We start from the raw sequence: 22,461 nt of genomic DNA, 5'->3' as shown, positions 1-22,461 counted from the left end.
CTTTTAATATAACATATATAATAGTATGGCAATCTGCACCGCCATTATCGCGGGCACGCCATAGCGGAACTTCCAGTGCAGCGTTTTATGATGCCATACCTTCATACCGAGCCACGCTCCAAGACTTCCTCCGGCCACGGCAAACGCAAGCAGCGTGGCCTCCGATATGCGCCATAACTCCCTCTTTGCCTTAAATTTGTCGATGCCATAGACAATAAACGTTACGGCATTTACAACACACAGGCAGTAAAGCAGTGTCTCCATACTACAAGCTGAGTCTCACATCCTTGCCAAAGGGAGCCAACGACAACCGTGCCATCTTGAAATGCTGTTTCGCAAACGGTATGCCGATAATGGTGACAAACAGCAACACCCCGAAAGCGATATGCATAAGCCATGCCCAGAACCCGCCACAGACTATCCATAAAATGTTCAGCGGAATACGGATGCAACCTACCGGGCTTTCCGTATCCTTTACCTCTGCGCCAAACGGCCACAGACACAGCATGCCTATCTTCAACGTCTGCAATGCCACCGGAATGCCCACAATGGTTAATGCCATTGCTATGCTTCCGGAAAAATATCCTATGGCGGCTTCAAGACCTCCGAAGACCCACCATAGCAGATTACCTATTATATTCATACAAGACTTTAATTGCCTGCAAAGGTAATCAAATATCCGAAAAATATCCATACTCTTATCAAGAGTTTTCCTTTTTATAAGCTTTTGGCTACGCAAATACATTTATTATAGGCCAAATGCCTGTTTTTATCCGGTTTGTTGCGGTTTTTCCTAAGATTTTGCTTAATTTTGTCTTCATTGATTAACTGTATGACATGCTAATTGCACATAACTATATAAAGAATACAATATGATAAACTTTCCGATAGCTAAAATAAATCTCGGGCTGAACATCACGGGAAAACGCGATGACGGCTACCACAATCTGGAAACCGTATTCTATCCCGTGCCGATAAAGGACGCCCTTGAAATACATCCTATGGACGATGCCTTTCCGTCTGCCTATGACTGCGACCTTAAAGTAACAAACATCCCAATAGAAGGCGATGAACAAAAAAATCTTGTCGTAAGGGCCTACAGGCTGCTTGCCGAAACCTACAGCCTGCCGCGCATACATGCACATTTATATAAAGGAATACCCACTCAGGCCGGTATGGGCGGCGGTTCGAGCGACTGCGCATACATGATACGCCTGCTCAACGAAAGTTTCTGTCTTGGAATGTCTGAAGATGAAATGATATGCCACGCGGCAAAACTCGGTGCCGACTGTCCGTTCTTCATCCTCAGCCGGCCGGCATACGCCGAGGGCATAGGCGAACAGCTGTATCCCATAGACCTCGACCTCGTAGGATGGCACATCGGTGTAGTGCGTCCCGACATTCCCGTATCCACAAAAGAGGCTTTCTCGCTTGTAAAACCGTGCCCTCCGGCATGCAACTGCCGCGACATCGTGGCACAGCCGGTGGAGACATGGCGCGACAAGCTTGTTAATGACTTCGAGAAAAGCGTGTTTGCCCTGCATCCTGAGATTGGCCTGATAAAGGAACGGCTCTACTCTTTGGGAGCCATATATGCGGCAATGAGCGGAAGCGGCAGCAGCGTGTTCGGACTGTTCAGAGACAGCATAGAGCTTAAGGAAGAATTCCCCGACATGTTTACATTCACCTGCAGGCTGTGATTATGGAAAGCAGGAAAAAAGAAGAGGATGATGTGTCAAAACTAAAATGATTATTCCGAAAGGTCGCAAATTGTAACTATAACATCTAAAAGGGTCGTATCAAACTCCATATTGAGTAATGATATGACCCTTTCTTTAGTCTTTTAGGATGTTCTAATTTCAAGTTAAAAGTTTATTTTCTTAAAAATTGAGTTTTGGCACACGCTCAGAGAAAGAGAGGATGTGGAAGCATTAGGCGTATATGCAAATGAAAACGCTCATCCACGGTGTAGGGACATGCCTTTGGCATGTGTCTGTCGGTGAACATCCCCATATCCCGATTAATTATACGCGCTTGACACATCGCAAAGCGATGTCCCTACTTGTGGAAAGAGGGGGATGTGCCTTAGTTTTGACACAACCTCCTTTGAGTAAAGTATACAATACTTCAGGATAAAATCACTCCTCGTCAAGTGATGTGAGTTTTCAAATTTATATTTTGAATTTATGGAGTAACGTTATAAATTTGATGATGTTGAATACTGAATATAAATTTGATCTTTATCCCAACAGATGTTCAAGCAATACCTTTACACCTATTAATATAAGTATGATGCCACCGATAAGCTCAGGCTTAATCTTACGCGCTATTACACGACCGAAACTTATCCCAAGAAAGTTTCCAACTATACCGAAACAGAAAGAAACCACGCCAATCACCGTCAACGGAAATAATAACTCTGACAGACTGCCGTATCCCGTACATACAAAAGATATTCCAACGGCAAGGGCGTCTATACTCGTGGCCACGGCAAGCATCAGCTGCGTGCGCAACCGTTCCGGACGGAAGTTATGCTCCTCCTCAGGCCCAAAAGCCTCCTTTATCATGTTGCCGCCAATGAACGCAAGCAGGATAAATGCTATCCAATGGTCGAAAGGCTCGATATAATCACGGAAGAAAATCATGCCAAGCCATCCGAACAACGGCATGACAGCCTGAAACAAACCGAACAGGACACTCATACGCAGAACCACCCGCCATAATGCCCTTCGCGTAATCACACCACTGACAATGGACACGGTGAAACAGTCCATGGCCAACGCGACAGAAAGAAAAAGAATATCAAATAAACTCATAATGCGGATGCAAAGGTATATATAAATAACGAAATACTGCTTTTATGACGCAACCTTTTGAAGCTTTATAATAATAATACGCACAAAATCCGTATCTTTGCATAAGATAGGCAGCACCTCAGCAATCTAAAGCAAGCTTCATTGCATTCGGTTTGCACTATCTTTGCATAAGATAGGCGGCACCTCAGCAATCTAAAGCAAGCTTCATTGCATTCGGTTTGCACTATCTTTGCATAAGATAGGCGGCACCTCAGCAATCTAAAGCAAGCTTCATTGCGTTCGGTTTGCACTGTCTCTACAGAATAATCTATAAAAATAAAACAAAAATGAATAATAAGGCATATATTCTGGCTATGGCGTTCTCGGTATTGGCTACATCCGCAATACCCATGATGGCACAGAAAAAGAAAACAAAGCTACAAAAACGGGAAAACTACGAATTCACATTCGACCTTCCCCGGTATGTCGAACAACTGAAACAGGAACTGACCTACCCCATGGCATGGGGAAACAGTCCTGTAAAGAACTTCGGTAAATGGAAAAAAACCGCCAGGGCAAAAGTTCTCGAATGCATGATGACTCCTCCTATGAAGGCAAAAAACTTCGACATGAAGGTCATAGCCGAGGAAAAGCGAGACGGATACACAGCAAGGAAAATAGAACTCAACATCAATGCCTATTCACGCATAACGGCATATCTGCTGATTCCCGACGGCAAAGGCCCGTTTCCCGCAGTAAACGCCCTGCACGATCATGGCGGACATCTATATATCGGTAAGGAAAAGATGATACGTCCGTTCGATGTAGACACGGCAGTGGTAAACGATGCCGACCGCTGGGCCGCACAGCTTTACGAAGGGCAATATGTGGGCGACTATCTTGCACGAAACGGATACGTGGTGTTCTCCGCTGATGCACCGATGTGGGGAGAACGCGGACGCGAAGAAGGGGTAGACCGCAGCAAATATGACATTATTGCAGGAAACATGATGATGCTCGGACGTGACCTTTCGGCATTCATGACATACGACGACATATATGCCACGGAATTTATGGCAACATTGCCTGAGGTGGACAAAAAGCGCATCGGATGTATGGGATGTTCTATGGGAGCATACCGTGCATGGATGCTTTCTGCCCTTTCCGACAAGATAAAGGCAGGAGCCTCTGTATGCTGGATGGTAACCACCGATGTACAGATGTCTGTGAAAGACAAGAAAAGGGAATACGGAGGATTCGCCAACTGTATCCCTGCCCTGCGCCAATATCTCGACTATCCACACATAGCAAGTCTGGCATGCCCGAAACCGATGCTGTTCATCAACGGAACAAAAGACCATCTGTTCCCCATTGACGGGGTGCAGAAGGCTTTCGGAATAATGCACGACACATGGAAAAGCCAAAACGCGGATGACAACCTGAACACCGAGATATGGGAAGTTCCACACTCTTGCGGAAAAGAGCTTCAGGAGAGAGTATTAAAGTTCCTGAACACTCACCTGTAATAACATAATATTCATAAACCATCATTTATGCAGATAGCTATTATCGGAGCCGGTGCATCAGGATGCTTTGCAGCGATAAACATAAAAAGAATGATGCCGCAGGCTGTTGTGACAGTGTATGAGAGCGGAAACCGTGCGCTGGCAAAAGTGGCGGTAACGGGAGGCGGACGCTGTAATCTGACGAACTCTTTTGCCGAAGTGAAGAATATGGATAGTGTATATCCTCGCGGAGGCAGACTCATGAAGAAGCTTATGCACTGGTTCAACCACAACGACACCTGCAAATGGTTTGAAGCCAATGGCGTGAAGCTCACGACACAGGATGACCAATGTGTGTTTCCAGCGTCGCAGAATGCAATGGAAATTGTCAGCACACTGCTGAGAATGATGAACAGGGAAGAAGTAGCACTGAAAACCACGCACCGTGTAGCCTCAATAACACCGTCATGCAATGAAGATGGAGATACAGGCGACCCCCCTACAAGAAATGGCTATTTGATAAGTTTTTCCGACAGCACAAACAAACCGGCATTTGCCGATATCGTGGTAGTAGCCACAGGCGGCAGTCCACGCCGAAACGGACTCTCCTTCCTGAACAGCCTGAACCTCAAGTTCGTAGAGCCCGTACCATCGCTATTCAGCCTCTGTCTGGATGACAACACGCTAAAAAAACTCACCGGCACCGTAATAAAAAACGCGACAGTATCGCTTACCGGCACTAAGTTCCGCGCCTCCGGTGCCTTGTTGATAACACATTGGGGAGTAAGTGGTCCTGCAATACTAAAACTGTCATCGTATGCAGCACGCCATCTATACGAAAACGGCTATAAGGCGACAATATCCATAAACTGGACCGGAGACAAGAAAGAGAACGACATGGCGGGATATCTTGGTGAGACAGCTGTGAGGAATCCGCAGAAACAACTGCAAAGCATATATCCGACATACCTGAACAGTAGGTTATGGACATATATTATATGCGGTTGCGGACTGAATCCGGAAATACGATGGGCCGATCTCGGACGTAAAAGCTACAACAAACTCGCATCCGCACTCACGAATACAGTGTTGACCGTTAACGGGAAAAACCGATTTAAAGATGAATTTGTAACATGCGGAGGTGTTGCTCTTGACAATATCAACCCATCAACACTTGAATGCCGCAACCATCCCGGAATATTTTTCACCGGTGAAGTGCTCGACATAGACGCCATAACCGGCGGATTCAACCTCCAGGCAGCATGGACCACAGGCTATATTGCGGCAACGGCAATAAGCGGACGTTAAGATTCTATGATGCTACACCGTTTTCTTTGCCGGAATGCCCAAAGTACGGTAGACAAGCACACGGGCTTCCATAGAAAGTGTGACAGTGAAGGAATTGCCTGTCGCCTCGTTCAGTGTACCTTGCCACCAGGCTGTCAATTGCCTGTTGCAAATGGGCCATCGCAGACCTGAAGTGGAAATCGTTCCTGAAGGAGAGAGCGAGAAAAGCGATACCTGCATGCCCGGACTGCTGCAGAGTGTCGACGTTTTTAGAAGCGGTGTAAAAAGTCCGTAGTCCGAAAGCATCTCGATTCTTCGGAAAAGAGCGGCATGTTCCATCAGCAATGAGATATTCCCTAACGTATGGTCTTCACGCAACCCTGTAGCCCCCATGATCAAGACTTCCTGCTGACCGGACCGGCAGGCAAACAGGATGGACTTTGTAAGGTCGTTTATCTCCTGGTCTTCCACAAGATGTATACGGTCGGAATACATATTTCGAAAACGGGACGGAAGGCTGTCAAGGTCTCCTACGATGGCAGTAGGGGTTATACCAGCCTTGTCTAATGCAGCTACAACCCCGTCACAGGCTATGACGACAGAGGCCTGACGCAACAGATTCAGAGAAACGGCTGTTTGTGGAAAACTGCCGTTTGCCATGATTACACAGTTATAAGGTGCTATCATTTTTTCTTATTCCTTTATTTTTCCATGTATATAATCCTACAACCGCCAATATGGCATAGCAAATATATAGAAACACTGTGGGATAAAGCCCGCGCTGATAATAAATACATACGGAGACACCGTTTACAACAATCCACAAAATCCAATGCTCGATTATGCGCCTGGCCAACATCCATGTGGCCACAATCCCGACTGCTGTCGTAAAAGCATCGCCAACCGGCACAGGTGAGTCTGTGAAATGATGTAAGACGTTGTATAGCAGGACGAACAGGATAGCAATGGAAAACAGCACCGTCACTAAAATACGTGATGTAAGGTGGCTATATACGATTTCTTTATATGTGGATGACGTCGCTTCAGATGCCACATATCTTTTGTTTTGTGTCCATTGCAGAAAGCCATATACACTGATGACCACATAATAGATATTCAGCCACATATCCGCATATATCCTGGAACGGAAAAAGACAAATACATAAACAAGAGAGGTCAGAAAACCGACCACCCACATGGCACGGTGCTGCCTGATTTCCAAAAACAGGTAAAGCAGACCGCTCAAAACACCGAAAATTTCCAATATCCGTTCCAACTCTTACACCTTATTTTATGACAACAAACAGATTATCCAATCTCTGTCATTTTCATTCCAATACATCTGCCAGCCGGTCAAAACTGTCTATGATATAATCCGCATCCGCAAGTTCCTCAAGCGTGCCGTTCCCGTATGTAACACCACAGGCCTTCACACCGGCATTATGTGCCATCTGTATGTCATACAACGCATCACCTACCACAAGGGCATTCTCTTTTGACGTACCTGTGAGTTCAAGAATCTTCAAAACCATATCCGGAGAAGGCTTGGAGTGTTCTACATCATTGGCCGATACGATATGCGACACATAAGGCTCAAGCCCCATCTCACTGACAAACCCGACAAGACTGTCACGCCCGCGACTGCTCGCAATAGTGACCGTATATCCCATGGAGTGCAACCGCATTATCGTCTCTCCAACCCCAGGAAACATACTGACCGTTCCCGGAACATTATTCTTCATGAACAGTTTGGTATATACGGCCTCGCATCGTTTTCCTGTTTCGTCATCCATAGGTATCAGCCGCATGAAACTCTCACGCAACGGCAGTCCTATCATACCGGCACATTTTCCTGCCTCACACACCGGCAAGCCAAGCTCGGCCATCGTTGCCTGCATGGTATCCACTATCAGCGAACGGCTGTCACCGAGCGTTCCGTCGAAATCCAATATCAATGTCTTCATCCCTGCAAGTATATATAATAATTTGTAATTATCTCCCGTTACGGCCTGTCGTGCCGGCAACAGCCCACGGAATATGGCGCGACATCAAAAGCCCGGCAAACGTCAAAGCCCCGTTGAGCATAAGCAACTCATATCCAAAGGTGTATCCTAAACTGCCTTTTGCCCATCTTTCTATAATGAAACACAACACCGGTGACATAACCGCCACGTATGGCACAAGTCTGTCACCGACCTTTCCGCCCGCAAACAATCCGTATGCAAACATTCCGAGCAACGGACCGTACGTATAGGAGCAAAGTATATATATGGCATCAATGACACTCGTTGAGTTCATCATCCGGAAAAAAAGAATAAACACGACAAACATAACGCTTATTCCGAAATGTGCCATACGACGCAGACGTACGTCATCCGGCCTGCGGCATATATCCACACAGAAACTCGTGGTCATCGATGTAAGCGCAGAGTCGGCCGAACTGAACGAAGAAGCCACAACACCTATCGTGAACAGCACCACAACCGCAACTCCCAAGTCACCGGTGGCGGCAAACATTGGCAGAAGCTCATCGCCCGAAAGCGAAAGCGCCTCATCCCCTTGTCCGGCAAGAAATACCAGCAACACCCCAAGGGAAAGAAACAGCAGATTCACAGGCACAAAGGCAAACCCGTAGGTACACATGTCTTTCTGTGCCTCACGCAATGTCTTGCATGTGAGGTTTTTCTGCATCTTATCCTGGTCAAGTCCCGTCATTACCACAACTATAAACATACCGCTTATGAACTGCTTCCAGAAATTTCCCGTAGACATCCAGTCATCAAAAACAAAAATACGGCTCATGTCCGATGCGGCAACAGCCTTTGCAGCATCGGAAGCCGTCATATTCATGGAATGAGCTACATTAACGATGATTAGTATCAGTGCAAGAAGCATGCATAGGGTCTGAACCGAATCGGTCCACACAAGAGTTTTCACTCCACCGCTGCGCGTATACAGCCAGATAAGTGCCACCATGCACACAACCGTAACAGGAAATGCCATACCTATTCCGTCGAAGACAAACCTCTGGAGAATGATGCATACCACATAAAAACTGACAGCGGCTCCCGACATCTTCGACAACAGGAAGAAACATGCCCCCGTCATGTAAGAACGCTCACCGAGCCTGTGGCCGAGATAAGCATATATCGAAGTAAGGTTCATCCTGTAATAAACTGGCAGAAGAATAAACGCCACGGCAAAATATCCGGGAATAAATCCCATGCAGGTCTGAAGATACGTCATGTCTGACTTCAACACCATTCCCGGCACGGAAACAAATGTGACACCGCTGACCGACGCGCCCACCATTCCAAAAGCCACCATATACCATGGCGACTTTCTCTCTGCCATATAGAACGTTGCATTTGTGGCATTTGCCGAGGTTATCCTGCTCACCGCAAATATCACACAGAAATAAACTATAAGAGTAATAATTATTATCATAAAACCATATCTGAAACATTAAGAGCAAAAACCGGAACAGCTCATCACTGATCCGGATTCTCTACATATCCCTGATATTCTTCAGCAAGCGCACTCATCACCGAGTCATAACTCTGCCGCATCACAGCCTGAATATTGTCAGAACCCTTGCTCACAGGATAAATAGGCTGATGAACGGTAAGCTTCAGCGGATGCCATTCAACAAATTTTCCGTCACGCATACGTGGCATCACATTGAAAGAACCGTTTATCGTAAGCGGCACTACCGGCAACTGCAGTTCATCGGCAAGTGCAAAGGCTCCACGACGGAACAGTCCCATGTGGCCGGTAAACGTCCGCGCCCCCTCAGGAAATACCACTACGCTCATGCCTCCGTCAGACAATGTGCGGCGGGCGGCATCATAAGTGGCCTTCACCTTACCCGGCCCGCGCTTGTCTACAAATATCTGATGGCTCTTCTTGCAGGCATAGCCCACGAAGGGCATCTTGCTCAGCTGATGCTTCATCATCCACTTGAAATTACGGTTAAGATAACCATATATAAGAAAGATGTCAAAAGCTCCCTGATGGTTGGCAACGAAAACATAGCTCTGCCCTTTCTCAAGATTTTCCCTGCCCTCAACAGTAACGGGCAGAAAGAAGATACGCACCATTATCTTAGACCAAAAATGACCGGGATAGTAGCCCCAGAAATGACCGCCGAACAATATGCTGCCCACACTTGTGAGAACAGCGGTAAGCACAGTAGCCACAAGCGCCACAGGCAATGCTATTACTATCTGATACAGTCTGTACAGGTATTTCATATCATATAACTTATATAAAAAACAAATTATCTCTTCTTATGCAATGTTATGACGACAATCTCTCCGGGCACTCCGAACCTGAACGGAATAAAGCCGCCCAATCCTGTGCTGACATTGATTGCACATCCGTCTTTATAATACATCCCGCCCCATTCATCATACATGAGCGATGCAGGAGACCATCCGCACAATGCGAACTGCATGGCATGGGTATGACCGCTCAATGTAAGCTGCGGCTTCAGCCTGCCTTTCATTATCAGGGCATCCCATGCCGTAGGGTCATGCTGGAGCATTATCACGAAATCGCCTTGCGACACACCGTTGAGTGTCTTTGCCAGATTGCCGCGCCGGTGGTCCGGCTTTTTCGTTCCCCAATTCTCCATGCCGGCAATCACGATGGAGTCAGCACCGCGTCTTACCGTGATATTCTCATTTCTGAGCAACTTCCACATCATTGCCTGCTCCTGTAACCTCACAGTCTCATCGCAATTGGCCGCCTTAACGGAATCGGAAGCATTTATATAATTGGCATAATCATGATTACCAAGTACTGAAACGACACCATCCGGAGCACTCAGCATACTAAGTGCGGCCGCATGGGGATAAATCTCATCAGGAGACATATTCTGAAGATCACCTGTAAATACTATCAGATCGGCCTTCTGCGCGTTCATGCATGCAATGGCATTACGCAAAAGATACTCGCGGCTTATATCGTATGTGCCAACATGCGCATCGGAAAAATGCACTATACGGTAGCCGTCAAAAGCTTCAGGCAAATCGGAAGAACAGAAATCCACATGACGCACATCAAGTTTCTGAAACCCCGTAGTAGTTCCCCATATAAGAATAAAGATCTCTACCGCAGAAACAAAGAATCCGACAATATTGCCGAAATTATGACGTGTATGAAATAGTTTCTGCGCTCCCCACCCTGCAACGGAACACAGCATAAAAAGCAGTTTCGGGATAACGGTTATAGCCAGCACAAACAGATACTTATTCAAAACTGTCACATCGGCCGGAGCAAAGTCTTTGGCACATGAAAGCACCACCGTGGCAACAATCATCATCACAGACGGTATCCACCACAGAAGCCTCATCTGCCATTTCAACCGGAAATAACGACATAGATACCTCCTGTCGATATAAATATCGGAAAGAAGTATTGCCAAAAGTATCGGTATGAGTATTTTTGAAATCATTGTCTATTTTACTTGTTATTGTAAGTTTGAAGCAAGGAAGCACCGCATCATCCCCACCGGCACTCCACGCCTCGCTGCGTAATCTGAAAGTTGGTCGTCCCCGATCTTCCCCACCGTGAAATAACACGACTTAGGATGGGAAATCATCATCCCGCTGATACTTGCATGCGGCTTCATCGCCCCTGTAGACGTAAGACGTATGCCTATATCTTTCATTCCTGTCACATCGGAGAAGATGAAGTTCAGACTCTGGTCGGGCATCGACGGATATCCTACCGCCGGTCTTATTCCCTGATATTTCACGGCAAAAAGTTCTTCTTTCGTAAGGTTCTCATCCGGTGCATATCCCCAATACCGTTTTCTAACATCCTCATGCAGTTTCTCCGCAGCCGCCTCCGCCATGCGGTCGGCTATAAGCTGCATCATCATCCGCTCATATCCGTCGGACATAAAATCCGTTTCCATTCCAATATCCACCGTTGCGGCAAAAAGCCCAATATGATCGGTAACACCGTGAGATAAAGGACGGACGAAGTCTGCCAGACACAAAGAATGACCTCCTCCATATCCAGTCTGCTGCCTGAGCATCGGAAGCCTTGTACCGTCTTCTATTATAATGTCATCACCGTCACTGTTGGCATCACATAACATAAAAATAGTATGCGCGTGATATCTGCCGCTTATTGCAGACACGATTTCCTCCGCTTCCATGCGCAAACGCACCTGTTCAGTCTTGTCTTCCACTTGCCAGGCATGATAGAAATAAACCCAGTTGACATAAGGCAACAGTTCCTTAAGACAATAGCTGTTTTTCCTTTTCAACATCTGCAGCTTATCTTTTTCTGATGTCAGTTCTTTCTGAAAAGAATCTGTTCACCGATATAGCTCCTGTCCACGGTTCCTTCAGAATATACAGTATGTCCGTTGCATATAGTTCGTTCCACTTTCCAATTGAAAGTATGTCCCTCCAACGGGCTCCACCCACACTTGCTTTGTATTATATCCTTAGTAACCGTCCACGGTGCATCGGGACGCACAATGACGATATCTGCCTTATAACCGCTACGCAGATATCCGCGATGGCTAACTTCAAACAACCGTGCAGGATTATGGCACATAAGTTCAACAAGTCTCTCCACCGTAATCCCCCCCTCATCCACAAGCTGCAACATGGACGGAAGAGAGAACTGTATCATAGGCATTCCTGACGCAGCTTTGGCACATCCCCCCGCCTTCTGTTCCAACAGATGAGGCGCATGATCTGTGGCAACAACAGTTATACGTCCGTCGGCAAGGGCCTTGCGCAAAGCATCCCTGTCGGCAAGTGTCTTCACGGACGGGTTTACCTTTATCCTTGTTCCCAAGGTACCATAATCCGCATCTGAAAACAAAAGGTGTCCTACCACAGCCTCCGCTGTAATCCTTGGTTGTGATTCCCCGGGAGCAAAGAGACCCAGCTCCTTATCCGTAGAAAGATGGGCCACATGAAGCCTCGTACCGTGCTCACGAGCCATATTCACGGCACGCAACGTGCTTTGATAACAGGCTTCGGCACTTCTGATCTCCGGATGATGACTTACATCAGGATCCTCACCATACTTTTCCTTTGCCGATGCCATATTAGCATTTATAATACCCGTATCCTCACAGTGGACAACCACCGGAACACAGGCTTTCGAGAATATATCAGTAAGTGCCGAGTCACGGTCAACAAGCATATTGCCTGTAGACGAGCCCATAAAAAGCTTTATTCCCGGAACACGATGGACGTCAAGACAGCCGAATAACCCGACATTATCATTCGTCGCCCCGAAAAAGAAAGAATAGTTGACATGACTCTTCTCTGCTGCCAGCCTGAATTTATCGTCAAGTGCCTCAAGGGTTGTTGTGTTCGGCACAGTGTTCGGCATATCGAAATACGATGTGACCCCCCCTGCCGCGGCAGCGCATGTCTCACTTTCTATGTCAGCCTTGCCCGTAAGGCCCGGCTCACGGAAATGCACATGAGTGTCTATCACCCCCGGAAGAACGAAACAGCCCACGGCATCGATGATTTCATCATACGTTGCCCCGGGCATATCGTCTGCAATATATTCCCCGTCAATGGCTATGGAGCCGTTGACGGTCTTTCCCTCATTAACAATTTTGGCATTCTTTATCAGTATTCTCATATATTACACACATTAATATATTGAAGAACTATCAATACAGAAACATCTACGGCTGCACGTTATCCGAAGGTGCCGCCTGACTGTTGCTACCCGACAACGGCATATTATCAAAAGCACCACCCTGGAACGGCACACCTACAGCAGCCGTATCTTCCGAAGAAACCTCCTGCATATCTGCAGGAGTGTCAAATCCCTGCATACGGGCCTCATTTTCCGTGGCAGTCTGGTAATAATCCTTCACGTATGGATGATTCCTGAACTTATCTGTGGCCTTACTCATTATATCCTCTATCTGAGGTGTCAATATCGGATAATGGAACCTTCCCGTTATCATCATAAACACTCCAGGACCAAGCACATTATCAAAATTATCAACAATAAATGATGTAACAAGGCTGTCTTCCTCTCTTGCTATCTTATCTGCCTCAACCGTCAGCTGCTCGTTTATAAGATTCTCGTCGATTCCGTCAAGCAACATCTGGCTATGTTTATGCGAAAGCTCGCTTATACGGTTCTCCAGCTGCTTGTGCTTGTCGATAAAGTCATAAAGCTCATCATTCAAAGGTGTTCCGCCTACAGTCTGGCTCGCATTGTCAATCTTAATGAATATAGGTCCTTTCTCAAGCACTACCGGCATTATACTTTCATCATCCATAAACAGATTTGCCATTCTTACCGTATCAAGAGTACCGCTGAAATGAAACTGTCCGTGAACGACATCACACGAATCTATGTCTTTCAGCTCGTTGTTCTTTATCGCTTTAAGATACAACTTGCTGCCGTCAAGAGCCGAAACGGATGAAGCGCCCTCAATATTATAAGAATCGGCACAGGAGACAAAAGCGGCCGCAACCGCCAGAACATATATAAATCGGTTCATAAAATGATATTATTGCTGATATCTATTTTGATTGCTTTGTTATTTACTCAAGGTTTATTTTTTACCTGTAGGCAAATGTACAATGATAAATCGGAGTATGAAAAAAAATTCATGCTATTTAAATATTTACCAGCGGTTTTATAGTTTTTTTGCCTCTTTATCCAATTCGTGACTTATCCTGTGTGTGGTATACAACTGCAATATTGCCGCCACAAGAAGCGTGACAACCCAGTTGTTATGAACATATCTTATATAGGTCATATAATCAAGCTTGAGAAAATTATACATATTCTCAAACATCATCACTGCCGTAACAAGAAAAAACACATCACTCATTATCATCATATTCCTCAGCCTCCTTATGGTAAAGTTCTTACCGTCATACCCCTGTCTGAACTGCATAAGCGAGAAGGCCAATGCACCGACAGAATAGACATACGGAGCCCAAACCTGTACAAACAAATTGGCAGCACTTCCCGCAACCATAAGCACTGCCCCTAAGAGAAATATGATATTCTCTGTCTTATTCAACTGTTTCATCATCTGTTTCTGATTGTTTATCGTCGCTCAATACAAAGATGTCCTCATCATCCGCTTTCATAAAATATTTCTCTCTCGCTATCTTCTCGATTGCCTTCGGGTCTGTTGAAAGACGCTCCAGAAGAGCCTCGTCACGCTTATAGTCCTGACGGTATTTCTCTATCTCGGTCTGCATATCGCTTATCCTGCGTTTATTACAATAATGACTCCACATACTGTTCTCGTCAACGAAACACACAATCACCGTACCGGCTATGATGACCAGCACATATTTCAAGCCCTTAAGACGCTGAAAGAAACTGAGAAATATTTTGAGACGACTCATTTGTTCCTAATTCATTTTATTTATTACACTAATTCGACAACCACACCTCAAATCTTGCAAAGATACAGCATTATCTTAATGCAAAGGAAACGCAAATCGAAAGCAATCAAACTTACTCGAGTTTTATGAGGTGCAGCTTATCTTATGCAAAGATAATGCAAACCGAACGCAATAAAGCTTGCTTTGAATTGCTGAGGTGCCGCTTATCTTATGCAAAGATAATAGTTATAAGCGACACATCCAAAAGTTATACTGTTTTTATACCATTATGATGTATATATTTAAAAATGCAGAAAACAAAAAGATTACAATATATACCATAGTTTATAAATCTCATTGTTTAGAGCCATTATCACATAACAACAAAAGGCGGAGTCGCCTCCGCCTTTTTGTTGTTATATATTCAAATTCTAAAAATATCTTACCCTATAGTAAAGATATTCCACACAAACTTCACATTGCCTATGATATACCTCCGCCACATACGTCGCGGTTCCTTTAGCAGGCGATAAAGCCACTCAAGCCCATGATCCTGCCACCATGCCGGAGCACGGTCCACCGTTCCGGCAAAGAAATCAAACACGGCCCCTATTGTGCCCACATGACAATGTATCTTTAGCTCGTTCCAGTGGGAATAAGTCCACTTCTCCTGCTTTGGGGCTGTCATGCCAATCCATAACAAATCAGGGTTGGCATCGTTTATAGCCCTGATTATAGCATCATTGTCCTCCACCGAGAACTCTGGTTTATATGGAGGTGAATAAGTGGCGACATCAAGATGAGGATACTCAACAGCCATGCGTTTTTCTATCAGGTCGAGCACCTTCTGCGAGCTCCCCATAAACATAACCTTGAGCCTTGAAGCATCCTTGTCATTCTCTATCTGTTCCGCACTCCTTCTTTCCAGCTTGTCCATCTCAAAGGAAAACAAATCCCATCCGGCAATACGCTCCACGGGCTGCGACTTTGCTTTTATCCTGCGGCATGCCTTCACAATGCTCACCCCGTCGGGAATGAGCACATCGCCCTTTGTCAAAGCCTCGGCAAACAGACGGTCATTCTGCGCAGTGTTGTAAGAATGCGCGTTAATAGTGTTTATCAGCAACTTTCCATCCGGCAACCGCCCCAACATTGCGCGGCTTTCTAAAATGGCCAACTCCTTAAGTCTAAGCATATTACTTGATTGTACTAATATTTTCGTTATATATAAAACAAGAACTGTTTTTAAATCATTATCATCAAAATCGTTCATTGATAATGAACGATTTCATTGAAAACTTTCACATATCACAAAAACTTATCTGGTTACGGCATCAATGTCTAATCCGGAAAACTACAAACGTGAAATAAACGGCCTTCGCGAGGCCATGCAGACCTTCAACCTTACAACAGGCTAATAATAATGGACAAAAAATAACCATTCGGCTCGACAATAGAAACACCATAAATATCATACCAGCCAGGGAATAAATGTTGTGATAATTTTCCTGTTATTCCAACATTTACATACCAATGGCGTTCTCTATTACTTCCACAAATTTTCTTTCAAAAGCCTGTAATGTAAAATGCTCTTTAAACATTCTGTAGCCTTTCTCCCCCATCTTCTCACAAAGATCCTTATCAGCCAATAATGTTGAGATACAATCAGCCAAAGACAGAGGATTCATCCTTTCTGATATTAAGCCATTTTCATTATTCTTTACTACATCCCTTATTCCACCTTCATTCGTTGAGACACATGGTAAACCATATTGTATGGCTTCCAACAAGACCAAAGGGAAACACTCATTGTAATAGAAAGTGGGAAAAACAAAAATATCCGCATCAAGGAAAAAACGTTCTTTATCTTTTCCATATTTTTTTCCATGATATACCACCGAACCGTTCAAGCATCGGTTTCGCACTTCTTCTTCAAAACGTGTCTTATCAATTTCAGATGTTTCCCCACCAACAAAGTCGCACACAAACGAACATCCATTATCTTTCAATATCTTCAACGCATCAAGTAAAACGATAACTCCTTTACTTTCTATCAAATTAGACAGAAACAACAAATGCGGAATACGGTTATGCCGCTCTGCCACAGGTTCTGATACCAAAGATTCCGGAATGCCATTCGGACAAATGTAAACATCCTCACGTTTTACATATTTCTCCACATCTTTATATAACGCTTCTGCAAGCAATATTACCTTGACTCCCTTGAAAAACCTGCGATACAGCATATTGTCAATGGTTCTATCCTGTCGTGTTGCCACTCCTTTGTTATGATAATGCACTACAACCTTACATCCTAAGCATTTGACAAATTGAACGACAATAAAATCTTTGTAAAAAGCCCCGCCACAGGAATTGGGTGTAATATAGACCAATGCAGGCTTGAATCTCAATATTCCAGTTATAACATGATATAGAAGCTTTATAAACTTCCATAGTTTCCGAAAACTGCCCTTACCAATGTCTTGTAAATCTTTTGCAGTAGTAAGATTAATATACTCACAAATATACTTATTGTTCACAAGTTCACTGTCATGAATGTATTTCCCTACCATAGCAGCCCCATGCACAGGAGGAGGCATGTGCAGGACAAATAAAACCTTATTTTTGTTCATTTTCTATAATGTTTCTGTTCGTTTACAAGGCGTATATCCACTAAGATTCCAATGTCTCCATAACATTGCATACGGACACAGTTTATTATCACTTGCCCTACTCCATGGTTTTATCACCATATTGGCGTCATCCGGAACAAACTGCATACCTTTAAATATTTCCAGCGACTGTACAAATACCTTCCATAAGGAAAAGGGGAAGACAGTTCTGTTTAAAAAACGATGGCATATAGCTTCCAATATCGTTTTTAAAGGAGACATAAAATATTTATTGGCTTGGTTTTCAATAAAAACCTGTTGTTTTTAAAGTATGTGATTATTTATTATTACAGTCACATACTGTCGTTATCGTTTATTTTACCATTGAATAAAGTTCGGAATATTTATCCATTAGTATCTTGTTATCTTTATCTGTTTCATATTCCATCTTTGATTTTGCAAAATACAAAAGATAAGGAATGTAATCTTCAACACCAGATGCGGAAAAATATCTCTTAACCATTTTGATATTTTCATCTGCAGCTTGAAGTAGGGGCTTGTTTGGTTCAAACAAGGCTGAAACTTGACATATATAAGTAAAAAGATCGTATCCCAACGGTCTGTCCTCAGCTAATTCCCAATCAATAATATTCGTTTTATTTTCTGAGACAAGTATATTCCATGGACAAAAATCGCCATGGCTTAATGACATTTTCAAGCCATCGGCATTTTCCATGCAATCAGAAAGATGGTAATTTTTCAAGACAATGCATAATTGAAGAATATTTTCTGTCAAAGTTTTCTCCTTTGGACGAGAGCCTTTGATATATTCTGATTTCATATAAACAAATCCATCACCTTTTATATCTTTAAGAAGTTTAGGGGTAAGCCCTGTTCCTGTCAATGTTCTGTACACGGCCAACTCATTGCGAGTCAAAACAACAGCCCTTTCCTTTTGCGAAAACTTGGCAAAAAATGGAATCCCTAATGTATTATCATATCCTAATATGGATATTTTTTGCTCTACACCTGGACTTCCCATATTGAAAGACATGACAGTATCATTACCGTCAGCTTTCTTAATCATAGAATAAGGAAAACATAACTTATTCTCATCCACGGATGTAATAAACCTGACGAGACCACTTTTTCTGAAAAGCCACCAATAAAGTTTTGACAACTTACCGCCATACGCACTGTACAATCCGTACATATATTGTTGCGATGAGTTCAACTTGGGGAAATAATAAGAAGTGGTGAATGTTTTAAACTTATAGTATTTCATATGTTTACAATTTCTCTATAGATTTTATTTATCATCATTGCTTTTCCTTCCCAAGAAAAATCATCAGCTCTTTTCTTTGCACCGTTTGCAAGCTGCAATCTAAAACTCTCGTCTTTGCAAACTTTGGATATTGCGGAGGCAAAATCCATTATTACCTGTTTATGATTATGCAAGTCTATCTTTATTCCACAATCTGTTGTAACCACATTTGCAAACCCCAAATGGTTTGTTGCAATTACCGGTAATCCCAATGATAGAGCTTCAAGCAAAACAGTAGAGGTAGCATCACTCAAACTTGTTATAACAAACAAATGACTTTGCTGCATAATCCGTAAAGCATCCTTTTTCTCTACCCAACCATGCCATATTATATTTGTCAGACCCAAATGTTCTGCCATACATTTCCACTTTGAAGTACACTCTCCCTCTCCAATTACATGAAGTTCCACCTCATTCTTATAGGGCATATTCGCCAAAGCTTCAAACAATAAGTTTAGAGACTTTCGCGGAATATGTAATCCTGACCAACAAATTTTCAACTTGCCTTCACGTTTTAGGATATTACATGTTTCCATGTTTTGGAAACCAACTTCTGGAATAACTGTATTCTCCTTATTCCAAAGTTTTAAAACAGCGTCGTGGTCATCTTTTGTTGCTGTGATTATGGCAGCGCTATTTCTGACCGCCTCTGAAACACGCGAGGAGTGTTTCATTTGCCAAATGTTAATGATGTTTCTCATTCCATAAAACACCATACCTTTTGTGCCCATTGTCGGCAATAAAATCCACGGAGTGACATTAAACCCTCCCATTGGCCCCCAAACAAACGGCTTATCCAGTTTATATAAATATCCCGGTTCACGATAACCGACCATATTAAGCTGGTGGACAATATCAAAATGCTCTATTGCATCTATCTTTTTTGCTAATTCGTATGCTTTGAGTTGCCAACGTTTATAAAACCAATAATAAGATGGCGGCCATATTTTACGAAGCGTTTTATGTCTTTCCTTCTGAATAAAATAAAAATGAAATTTATCTTTTTCTTTGGGATTTTCTGAAAAATACTGTTCCAAATCCGACTGGAACTTACTCTCAGTGATAATATGTAATTCATGATATGGGGCAAGCGTCTTCACAAAATTCCATCCCATGCCTGGTTCGCTACCCATATAAGGCGAACAGGCATAGCAGTTTACCAATACTTTCATTATAGTTCTGTATGCTTAAACCTTTTTGACAACATATTGACAATAGCTTCCTTTGTCAAGCGCACACTTTCTTCTGGGGGCAACGTTGTATCAATCCAAATAGCCTTCTTACGTTTCTTACAGAATTCTTTCAATACTTCTGTTTGCCGTGCAACTTCTTCAAGACTTGTTTCTGGCTTGCGCTCATATATTTTTTTCGGGTCACCACCTAAACAAAGAATCAAGTCCGGTGTTGGCACGAAACATTCACCAAATCTCAAAATCCATTGGGAGAGTGAAGTGCGTGAACGGTGCTGGTCCACATAATAGTCATAATAATAGCGATCAAAGATAAAGACTTTTGATTTTGTTCTGATAACAGGCATCACAGCTTTCATGTATCCAAACGTATAATCCAGCATATAATATCCCCATCTCACAATAGACCCAATAAAACCGGATGGTTTCTGGGCGTGTGGGTCGGTCACGACAACGGGCTTGTCTGTTTTTTCCTTTTTACCCAATAGTACACCCAATTCAGGAAAAACATTCGGGCGAAGATGGTTGTAAATAATTCCATGATGAAAGCACTCGTCAAGCCAAGGTGTTATAGCGTTTATTATTGTACTTTTACCTGAACCATCGGTCCCTTGCACAGAAATTACATAACCAGGACATTTTGCCATTCGTGACAATTTAGATATAAAGTATTTAATTCTTGCAAAAAAGTTGTTCTTCGATATGACTTTCCGCATTAAAGATGAAAGTTCTGGAATTGCCTTTCGTAATTGTTCATGCTCTAAATTACGCTCTATAATATCCAAAACCTCTTGACCGTAAATGCTTTTAATTTCATTCTTTCTATTAGCATTGGACTTGTATTCTGCGATAAAACCATCTAAATACTTGTCTTTAACATTAGCAATATGGATTACTTCTTTAAAGAAATCCAAATAATACCCCGCCTTAATATCAAGAACCTTTATTCCATTATGCAAAATTATATTTGAACGTAAATATTCAAGATTATAGTATTCTAATGTTTTCCAGACGAAGCCCCCCCCAAAAAAATCGATTTGTACTCCCCAGTCCTTTGTAATAAGTCTAACAAACTTATTTGTTGTCGATTCGTAATAAGAGGAAAGAGCTATGTTATTTAAAGTTATCATCTCTTTTAATTCATGCAAAGCTCTTGGCAAATCCTTTTGTACAATTAAAATGTCGATGTCACTACCACCTGTATCTTTGGGTAAACAACCATACTCTCCATATACAAAATAATCTATATCGTCTGAATTAAGTTTTGAAAAGTATTGAGTAAGAAACAGTTCTTTATTCATAAATAATATAAAGTAATTGTATATTTGTATTAAATTTATTTGGAAATCCCAAGGAATGAAGCAAGTTTCAGTTTGTATTCCGAATGCTTTTGTTTGTATGTTTTTATATTATCTAAGCATTTCTGGTAAAAAGCTTCATTCATAACCTCATCTAAATTAAGTTTAGCCAAGTCTTCATAAATGAAGCCAACATTATTATCTTCAACAAAATTTAGCGCAGTACAACGCTTTCCTACAATTGGAACATCGCTAAATATTGTATCAAGAACCACACCGCTACTACGCTTGGAATATTCTCCCTGATAATTCAATATGCAAAAACGGCTGTCACGAAGGATATTATAATAAGTTTCATCAGAAATGTATCCTATATTTAATTCTATGTTTGAACAATTTAAGCATAAATTTTCCAATCTCTTCTGTAAGCTCTCATCCCTTATTTTACCAGCAATTATCATTTTATATTTTGTCCCAGCTATTTTATGAGCCACATCAAGCACACCTTTTTCTTCTTCTATCCTACCAACAAAACATATATCATACTTTTTTTCAGAATATGTTTTAATCTTATTATTAGTATTTGGTATATATATATAATCTGGCACAACACAATAAGGTTTTCCATACGCATTACCAACCATATCATTTGGACAAATAATTCCGTCAATTTTGTATTTCACCAAAGTATAAAGCAATCGTTTTGCCATAGAAGAAACGCCTTCTTTACTATACTGAATTAAAAACAAACGACTTTTCTTATGGTAAAACAATAATATTGCGATAAATGATGTTATTACGCCCCCTTGCTGAATAACAATTATATCACCATGTGATTGTTCAAATAAAACTTTTGCATTTCTAAAATACTTAAATTTGCTCTTGCATTTTGATTCTCCTTGTATCATTATATCATAAGGCAAATTCAACCTGATATTTTTAAATTGTCCATTATAAATTGGACCTCCCGCAACTAATATCTTTGTTTCCTTGTTAAACAATTCATAATAATTCCTTGCAACAGAAAAAAAATGTCCCGTACAAAATCCACGATTATTAGGACTCTTTATATCCGCAATGATCAACTTCTTTATCAT

At 42.7% G+C, this 22,461-nt stretch carries 23 protein-coding genes; 3 read left to right on the top strand and 20 right to left on the bottom strand.

Annotated features, from left to right (window positions below):
• Positions 1-3: 3 nt before the first annotated feature.
• Positions 4-264, bottom strand: a complete 261-nt coding sequence (locus tag HPS56_RS10775; protein ID WP_172276355.1) for a DUF1294 domain-containing protein — start codon at positions 262-264, stop codon at positions 4-6.
• Position 265: 1 nt separating this feature from the next.
• Positions 266-643, bottom strand: a complete 378-nt coding sequence (locus HPS56_RS10770) for a YccF domain-containing protein (protein ID WP_172276353.1) — start codon at positions 641-643, stop codon at positions 266-268.
• A 229-nt stretch (positions 644-872) separates the two neighbouring features.
• On the opposite strand from HPS56_RS10770, the gene ispE reads away from it, so the two are divergent.
• Positions 873-1,700: a 4-(cytidine 5'-diphospho)-2-C-methyl-D-erythritol kinase gene (ispE, locus tag HPS56_RS10765; RefSeq protein WP_172276351.1), complete on the top strand. Its 828-nt coding sequence runs from the start codon at positions 873-875 to the stop codon at positions 1,698-1,700.
• A gap of 540 nt (positions 1,701-2,240) precedes the next feature.
• Here the strand turns inward: ispE and HPS56_RS10760 are convergent.
• On the bottom strand, positions 2,241-2,816 hold the full coding sequence (locus HPS56_RS10760) for a manganese efflux pump MntP (protein WP_172276349.1): 576 nt from the start codon (positions 2,814-2,816) through the stop codon (positions 2,241-2,243).
• Between the two features lie 326 nt (positions 2,817-3,142).
• On the opposite strand from HPS56_RS10760, the gene HPS56_RS10755 reads away from it, so the two are divergent.
• Complete coding sequence (locus HPS56_RS10755) at positions 3,143-4,321, top strand: dienelactone hydrolase family protein (protein WP_369800306.1); 1,179 nt, start codon at positions 3,143-3,145, stop codon at positions 4,319-4,321.
• Between the two features lie 27 nt (positions 4,322-4,348).
• On the top strand, positions 4,349-5,608 hold the full coding sequence (locus tag HPS56_RS10750; RefSeq protein WP_172276347.1) for a BaiN/RdsA family NAD(P)/FAD-dependent oxidoreductase: 1,260 nt from the start codon (positions 4,349-4,351) through the stop codon (positions 5,606-5,608).
• A 12-nt stretch (positions 5,609-5,620) separates the two neighbouring features.
• On the opposite strand, the gene HPS56_RS10745 is transcribed toward HPS56_RS10750, so the two are convergent.
• The 17 genes from HPS56_RS10745 to HPS56_RS10665 all read right to left on the bottom strand — a co-directional run bounded on the left by HPS56_RS10745 (position 5,621) and on the right by HPS56_RS10665 (position 22,461).
• Positions 5,621-6,274 carry a thiamine diphosphokinase gene (locus HPS56_RS10745; RefSeq protein ID WP_172276345.1) on the bottom strand — a complete coding sequence of 218 codons (654 nt, stop codon included), beginning with the start codon at positions 6,272-6,274 and terminating at the stop codon, positions 5,621-5,623.
• Positions 6,258-6,863, bottom strand: a complete 606-nt coding sequence (gene pnuC, locus HPS56_RS10740) for a nicotinamide riboside transporter PnuC (RefSeq protein ID WP_172276343.1) — start codon at positions 6,861-6,863, stop codon at positions 6,258-6,260. The genes HPS56_RS10745 and pnuC overlap by 17 nt, the downstream gene beginning before the upstream one ends.
• Positions 6,864-6,915: 52 nt before the next feature.
• Positions 6,916-7,551, bottom strand: coding sequence for an HAD family hydrolase (locus HPS56_RS10735; RefSeq protein WP_172276341.1), 636 nt, complete (start codon positions 7,549-7,551; stop codon positions 6,916-6,918).
• Positions 7,552-7,579: 28 nt separating this feature from the next.
• Entirely contained in the window at positions 7,580-9,034 is a 1,455-nt protein-coding gene (locus HPS56_RS10730; RefSeq protein ID WP_172276339.1) for a sodium:solute symporter, read from the bottom strand.
• Positions 9,035-9,078: 44 nt separating this feature from the next.
• The gene (locus tag HPS56_RS10725; protein ID WP_172276337.1) at positions 9,079-9,840 is read right to left on the bottom strand and encodes a lysophospholipid acyltransferase family protein; all 762 of its coding nucleotides are present in this window, start codon (positions 9,838-9,840) and stop codon (positions 9,079-9,081) included.
• A gap of 26 nt (positions 9,841-9,866) precedes the next feature.
• Positions 9,867-11,045, bottom strand: coding sequence for a metallophosphoesterase (locus HPS56_RS10720; protein ID WP_172276335.1), 1,179 nt, complete (start codon positions 11,043-11,045; stop codon positions 9,867-9,869).
• A gap of 15 nt (positions 11,046-11,060) precedes the next feature.
• The gene (locus tag HPS56_RS10715; RefSeq protein WP_172276333.1) at positions 11,061-11,870 is read right to left on the bottom strand and encodes a vitamin B12 dependent-methionine synthase activation domain-containing protein; all 810 of its coding nucleotides are present in this window, start codon (positions 11,868-11,870) and stop codon (positions 11,061-11,063) included.
• 23 nt (positions 11,871-11,893) lie between these two features.
• Complete coding sequence (locus HPS56_RS10710; RefSeq protein WP_172276331.1) at positions 11,894-13,216, bottom strand: dihydroorotase; 1,323 nt, start codon at positions 13,214-13,216, stop codon at positions 11,894-11,896.
• A 46-nt stretch (positions 13,217-13,262) separates the two neighbouring features.
• Positions 13,263-14,096, bottom strand: coding sequence for a DUF4369 domain-containing protein (locus HPS56_RS10705; RefSeq protein WP_172276329.1), 834 nt, complete (start codon positions 14,094-14,096; stop codon positions 13,263-13,265).
• Between the two features lie 138 nt (positions 14,097-14,234).
• Positions 14,235-14,639: a hypothetical protein gene (locus HPS56_RS10700; protein WP_253952447.1), complete on the bottom strand. Its 405-nt coding sequence runs from the start codon at positions 14,637-14,639 to the stop codon at positions 14,235-14,237.
• Positions 14,620-14,961, bottom strand: coding sequence for an FtsB family cell division protein (locus HPS56_RS10695; protein ID WP_172276327.1), 342 nt, complete (start codon positions 14,959-14,961; stop codon positions 14,620-14,622). The genes HPS56_RS10700 and HPS56_RS10695 overlap by 20 nt, the downstream gene beginning before the upstream one ends.
• 421 nt (positions 14,962-15,382) lie before the next feature.
• On the bottom strand, positions 15,383-16,135 hold the full coding sequence (locus HPS56_RS10690; protein WP_172276325.1) for a WecB/TagA/CpsF family glycosyltransferase: 753 nt from the start codon (positions 16,133-16,135) through the stop codon (positions 15,383-15,385).
• 328 nt (positions 16,136-16,463) lie between these two features.
• The gene (locus HPS56_RS10685) at positions 16,464-17,573 is read right to left on the bottom strand and encodes a glycosyltransferase family 4 protein (protein WP_172276323.1); all 1,110 of its coding nucleotides are present in this window, start codon (positions 17,571-17,573) and stop codon (positions 16,464-16,466) included.
• Positions 17,574-17,925: 352 nt separating this feature from the next.
• The gene (locus HPS56_RS10680; RefSeq protein WP_172276321.1) at positions 17,926-18,639 is read right to left on the bottom strand and encodes a phosphotransferase; all 714 of its coding nucleotides are present in this window, start codon (positions 18,637-18,639) and stop codon (positions 17,926-17,928) included.
• Positions 18,640-18,833: 194 nt separating this feature from the next.
• The gene (locus HPS56_RS10675; RefSeq protein WP_172276319.1) at positions 18,834-20,048 is read right to left on the bottom strand and encodes a glycosyltransferase family 4 protein; all 1,215 of its coding nucleotides are present in this window, start codon (positions 20,046-20,048) and stop codon (positions 18,834-18,836) included.
• Positions 20,048-21,367, bottom strand: a complete 1,320-nt coding sequence (locus HPS56_RS10670) for a hypothetical protein (RefSeq protein ID WP_172276317.1) — start codon at positions 21,365-21,367, stop codon at positions 20,048-20,050. Before HPS56_RS10670 ends, HPS56_RS10675 begins: the two co-directional genes overlap by 1 nt.
• A gap of 35 nt (positions 21,368-21,402) precedes the next feature.
• Positions 21,403-22,461 (bottom strand): glycosyltransferase family protein, encoded by a 1,059-nt coding sequence (locus tag HPS56_RS10665; RefSeq protein ID WP_172276315.1) that lies wholly within the window; start codon positions 22,459-22,461, stop codon positions 21,403-21,405.

This window comes from Xylanibacter muris, assembly GCF_013166605.1.
Classification (GTDB): domain Bacteria; phylum Bacteroidota; class Bacteroidia; order Bacteroidales; family Bacteroidaceae; genus Prevotella; species Prevotella muris.
This window is presented reverse-complemented; position numbering and strand designations above follow the sequence as displayed.

Coding starts and splice junctions, on each gene's coding strand:
- HPS56_RS10775 (WP_172276355.1), bottom strand. CDS start 264: ATGGAGACACTGCTTTACTGCCTGTGTGTTGTAAATGCCGTAACGTTT.
- HPS56_RS10730 (WP_172276339.1), bottom strand. CDS start 9,034: ATGATAATAATTATTACTCTTATAGTTTATTTCTGTGTGATATTTGCG.
- HPS56_RS10745 (WP_172276345.1), bottom strand. CDS start 6,274: ATGATAGCACCTTATAACTGTGTAATCATGGCAAACGGCAGTTTTCCA.
- HPS56_RS10760 (WP_172276349.1), bottom strand. CDS start 2,816: ATGAGTTTATTTGATATTCTTTTTCTTTCTGTCGCGTTGGCCATGGAC.
- HPS56_RS10725 (WP_172276337.1), bottom strand. CDS start 9,840: ATGAAATACCTGTACAGACTGTATCAGATAGTAATAGCATTGCCTGTG.
- HPS56_RS10665 (WP_172276315.1), bottom strand. CDS start 22,461: ATGATAAAGAAGTTGATCATTGCGGATATAAAGAGTCCTAATAATCGT.
- HPS56_RS10755 (WP_369800306.1), top strand. CDS start 3,143: ATGAATAATAAGGCATATATTCTGGCTATGGCGTTCTCGGTATTGGCT.
- HPS56_RS10695 (WP_172276327.1), bottom strand. CDS start 14,961: ATGAGTCGTCTCAAAATATTTCTCAGTTTCTTTCAGCGTCTTAAGGGC.
- HPS56_RS10675 (WP_172276319.1), bottom strand. CDS start 20,048: ATGAAAGTATTGGTAAACTGCTATGCCTGTTCGCCTTATATGGGTAGC.
- HPS56_RS10750 (WP_172276347.1), top strand. CDS start 4,349: ATGCAGATAGCTATTATCGGAGCCGGTGCATCAGGATGCTTTGCAGCG.
- HPS56_RS10670 (WP_172276317.1), bottom strand. CDS start 21,367: ATGAATAAAGAACTGTTTCTTACTCAATACTTTTCAAAACTTAATTCA.
- HPS56_RS10715 (WP_172276333.1), bottom strand. CDS start 11,870: ATGTTGAAAAGGAAAAACAGCTATTGTCTTAAGGAACTGTTGCCTTAT.
- HPS56_RS10690 (WP_172276325.1), bottom strand. CDS start 16,135: ATGCTTAGACTTAAGGAGTTGGCCATTTTAGAAAGCCGCGCAATGTTG.
- HPS56_RS10720 (WP_172276335.1), bottom strand. CDS start 11,045: ATGATTTCAAAAATACTCATACCGATACTTTTGGCAATACTTCTTTCC.
- HPS56_RS10770 (WP_172276353.1), bottom strand. CDS start 643: ATGAATATAATAGGTAATCTGCTATGGTGGGTCTTCGGAGGTCTTGAA.
- ispE (WP_172276351.1), top strand. CDS start 873: ATGATAAACTTTCCGATAGCTAAAATAAATCTCGGGCTGAACATCACG.
- HPS56_RS10705 (WP_172276329.1), bottom strand. CDS start 14,096: ATGAACCGATTTATATATGTTCTGGCGGTTGCGGCCGCTTTTGTCTCC.
- HPS56_RS10735 (WP_172276341.1), bottom strand. CDS start 7,551: ATGAAGACATTGATATTGGATTTCGACGGAACGCTCGGTGACAGCCGT.
- HPS56_RS10685 (WP_172276323.1), bottom strand. CDS start 17,573: ATGAACAAAAATAAGGTTTTATTTGTCCTGCACATGCCTCCTCCTGTG.
- HPS56_RS10710 (WP_172276331.1), bottom strand. CDS start 13,216: ATGAGAATACTGATAAAGAATGCCAAAATTGTTAATGAGGGAAAGACC.
- HPS56_RS10680 (WP_172276321.1), bottom strand. CDS start 18,639: ATGATTAAGAAAGCTGACGGTAATGATACTGTCATGTCTTTCAATATG.
- HPS56_RS10700 (WP_253952447.1), bottom strand. CDS start 14,639: ATGATGAAACAGTTGAATAAGACAGAGAATATCATATTTCTCTTAGGG.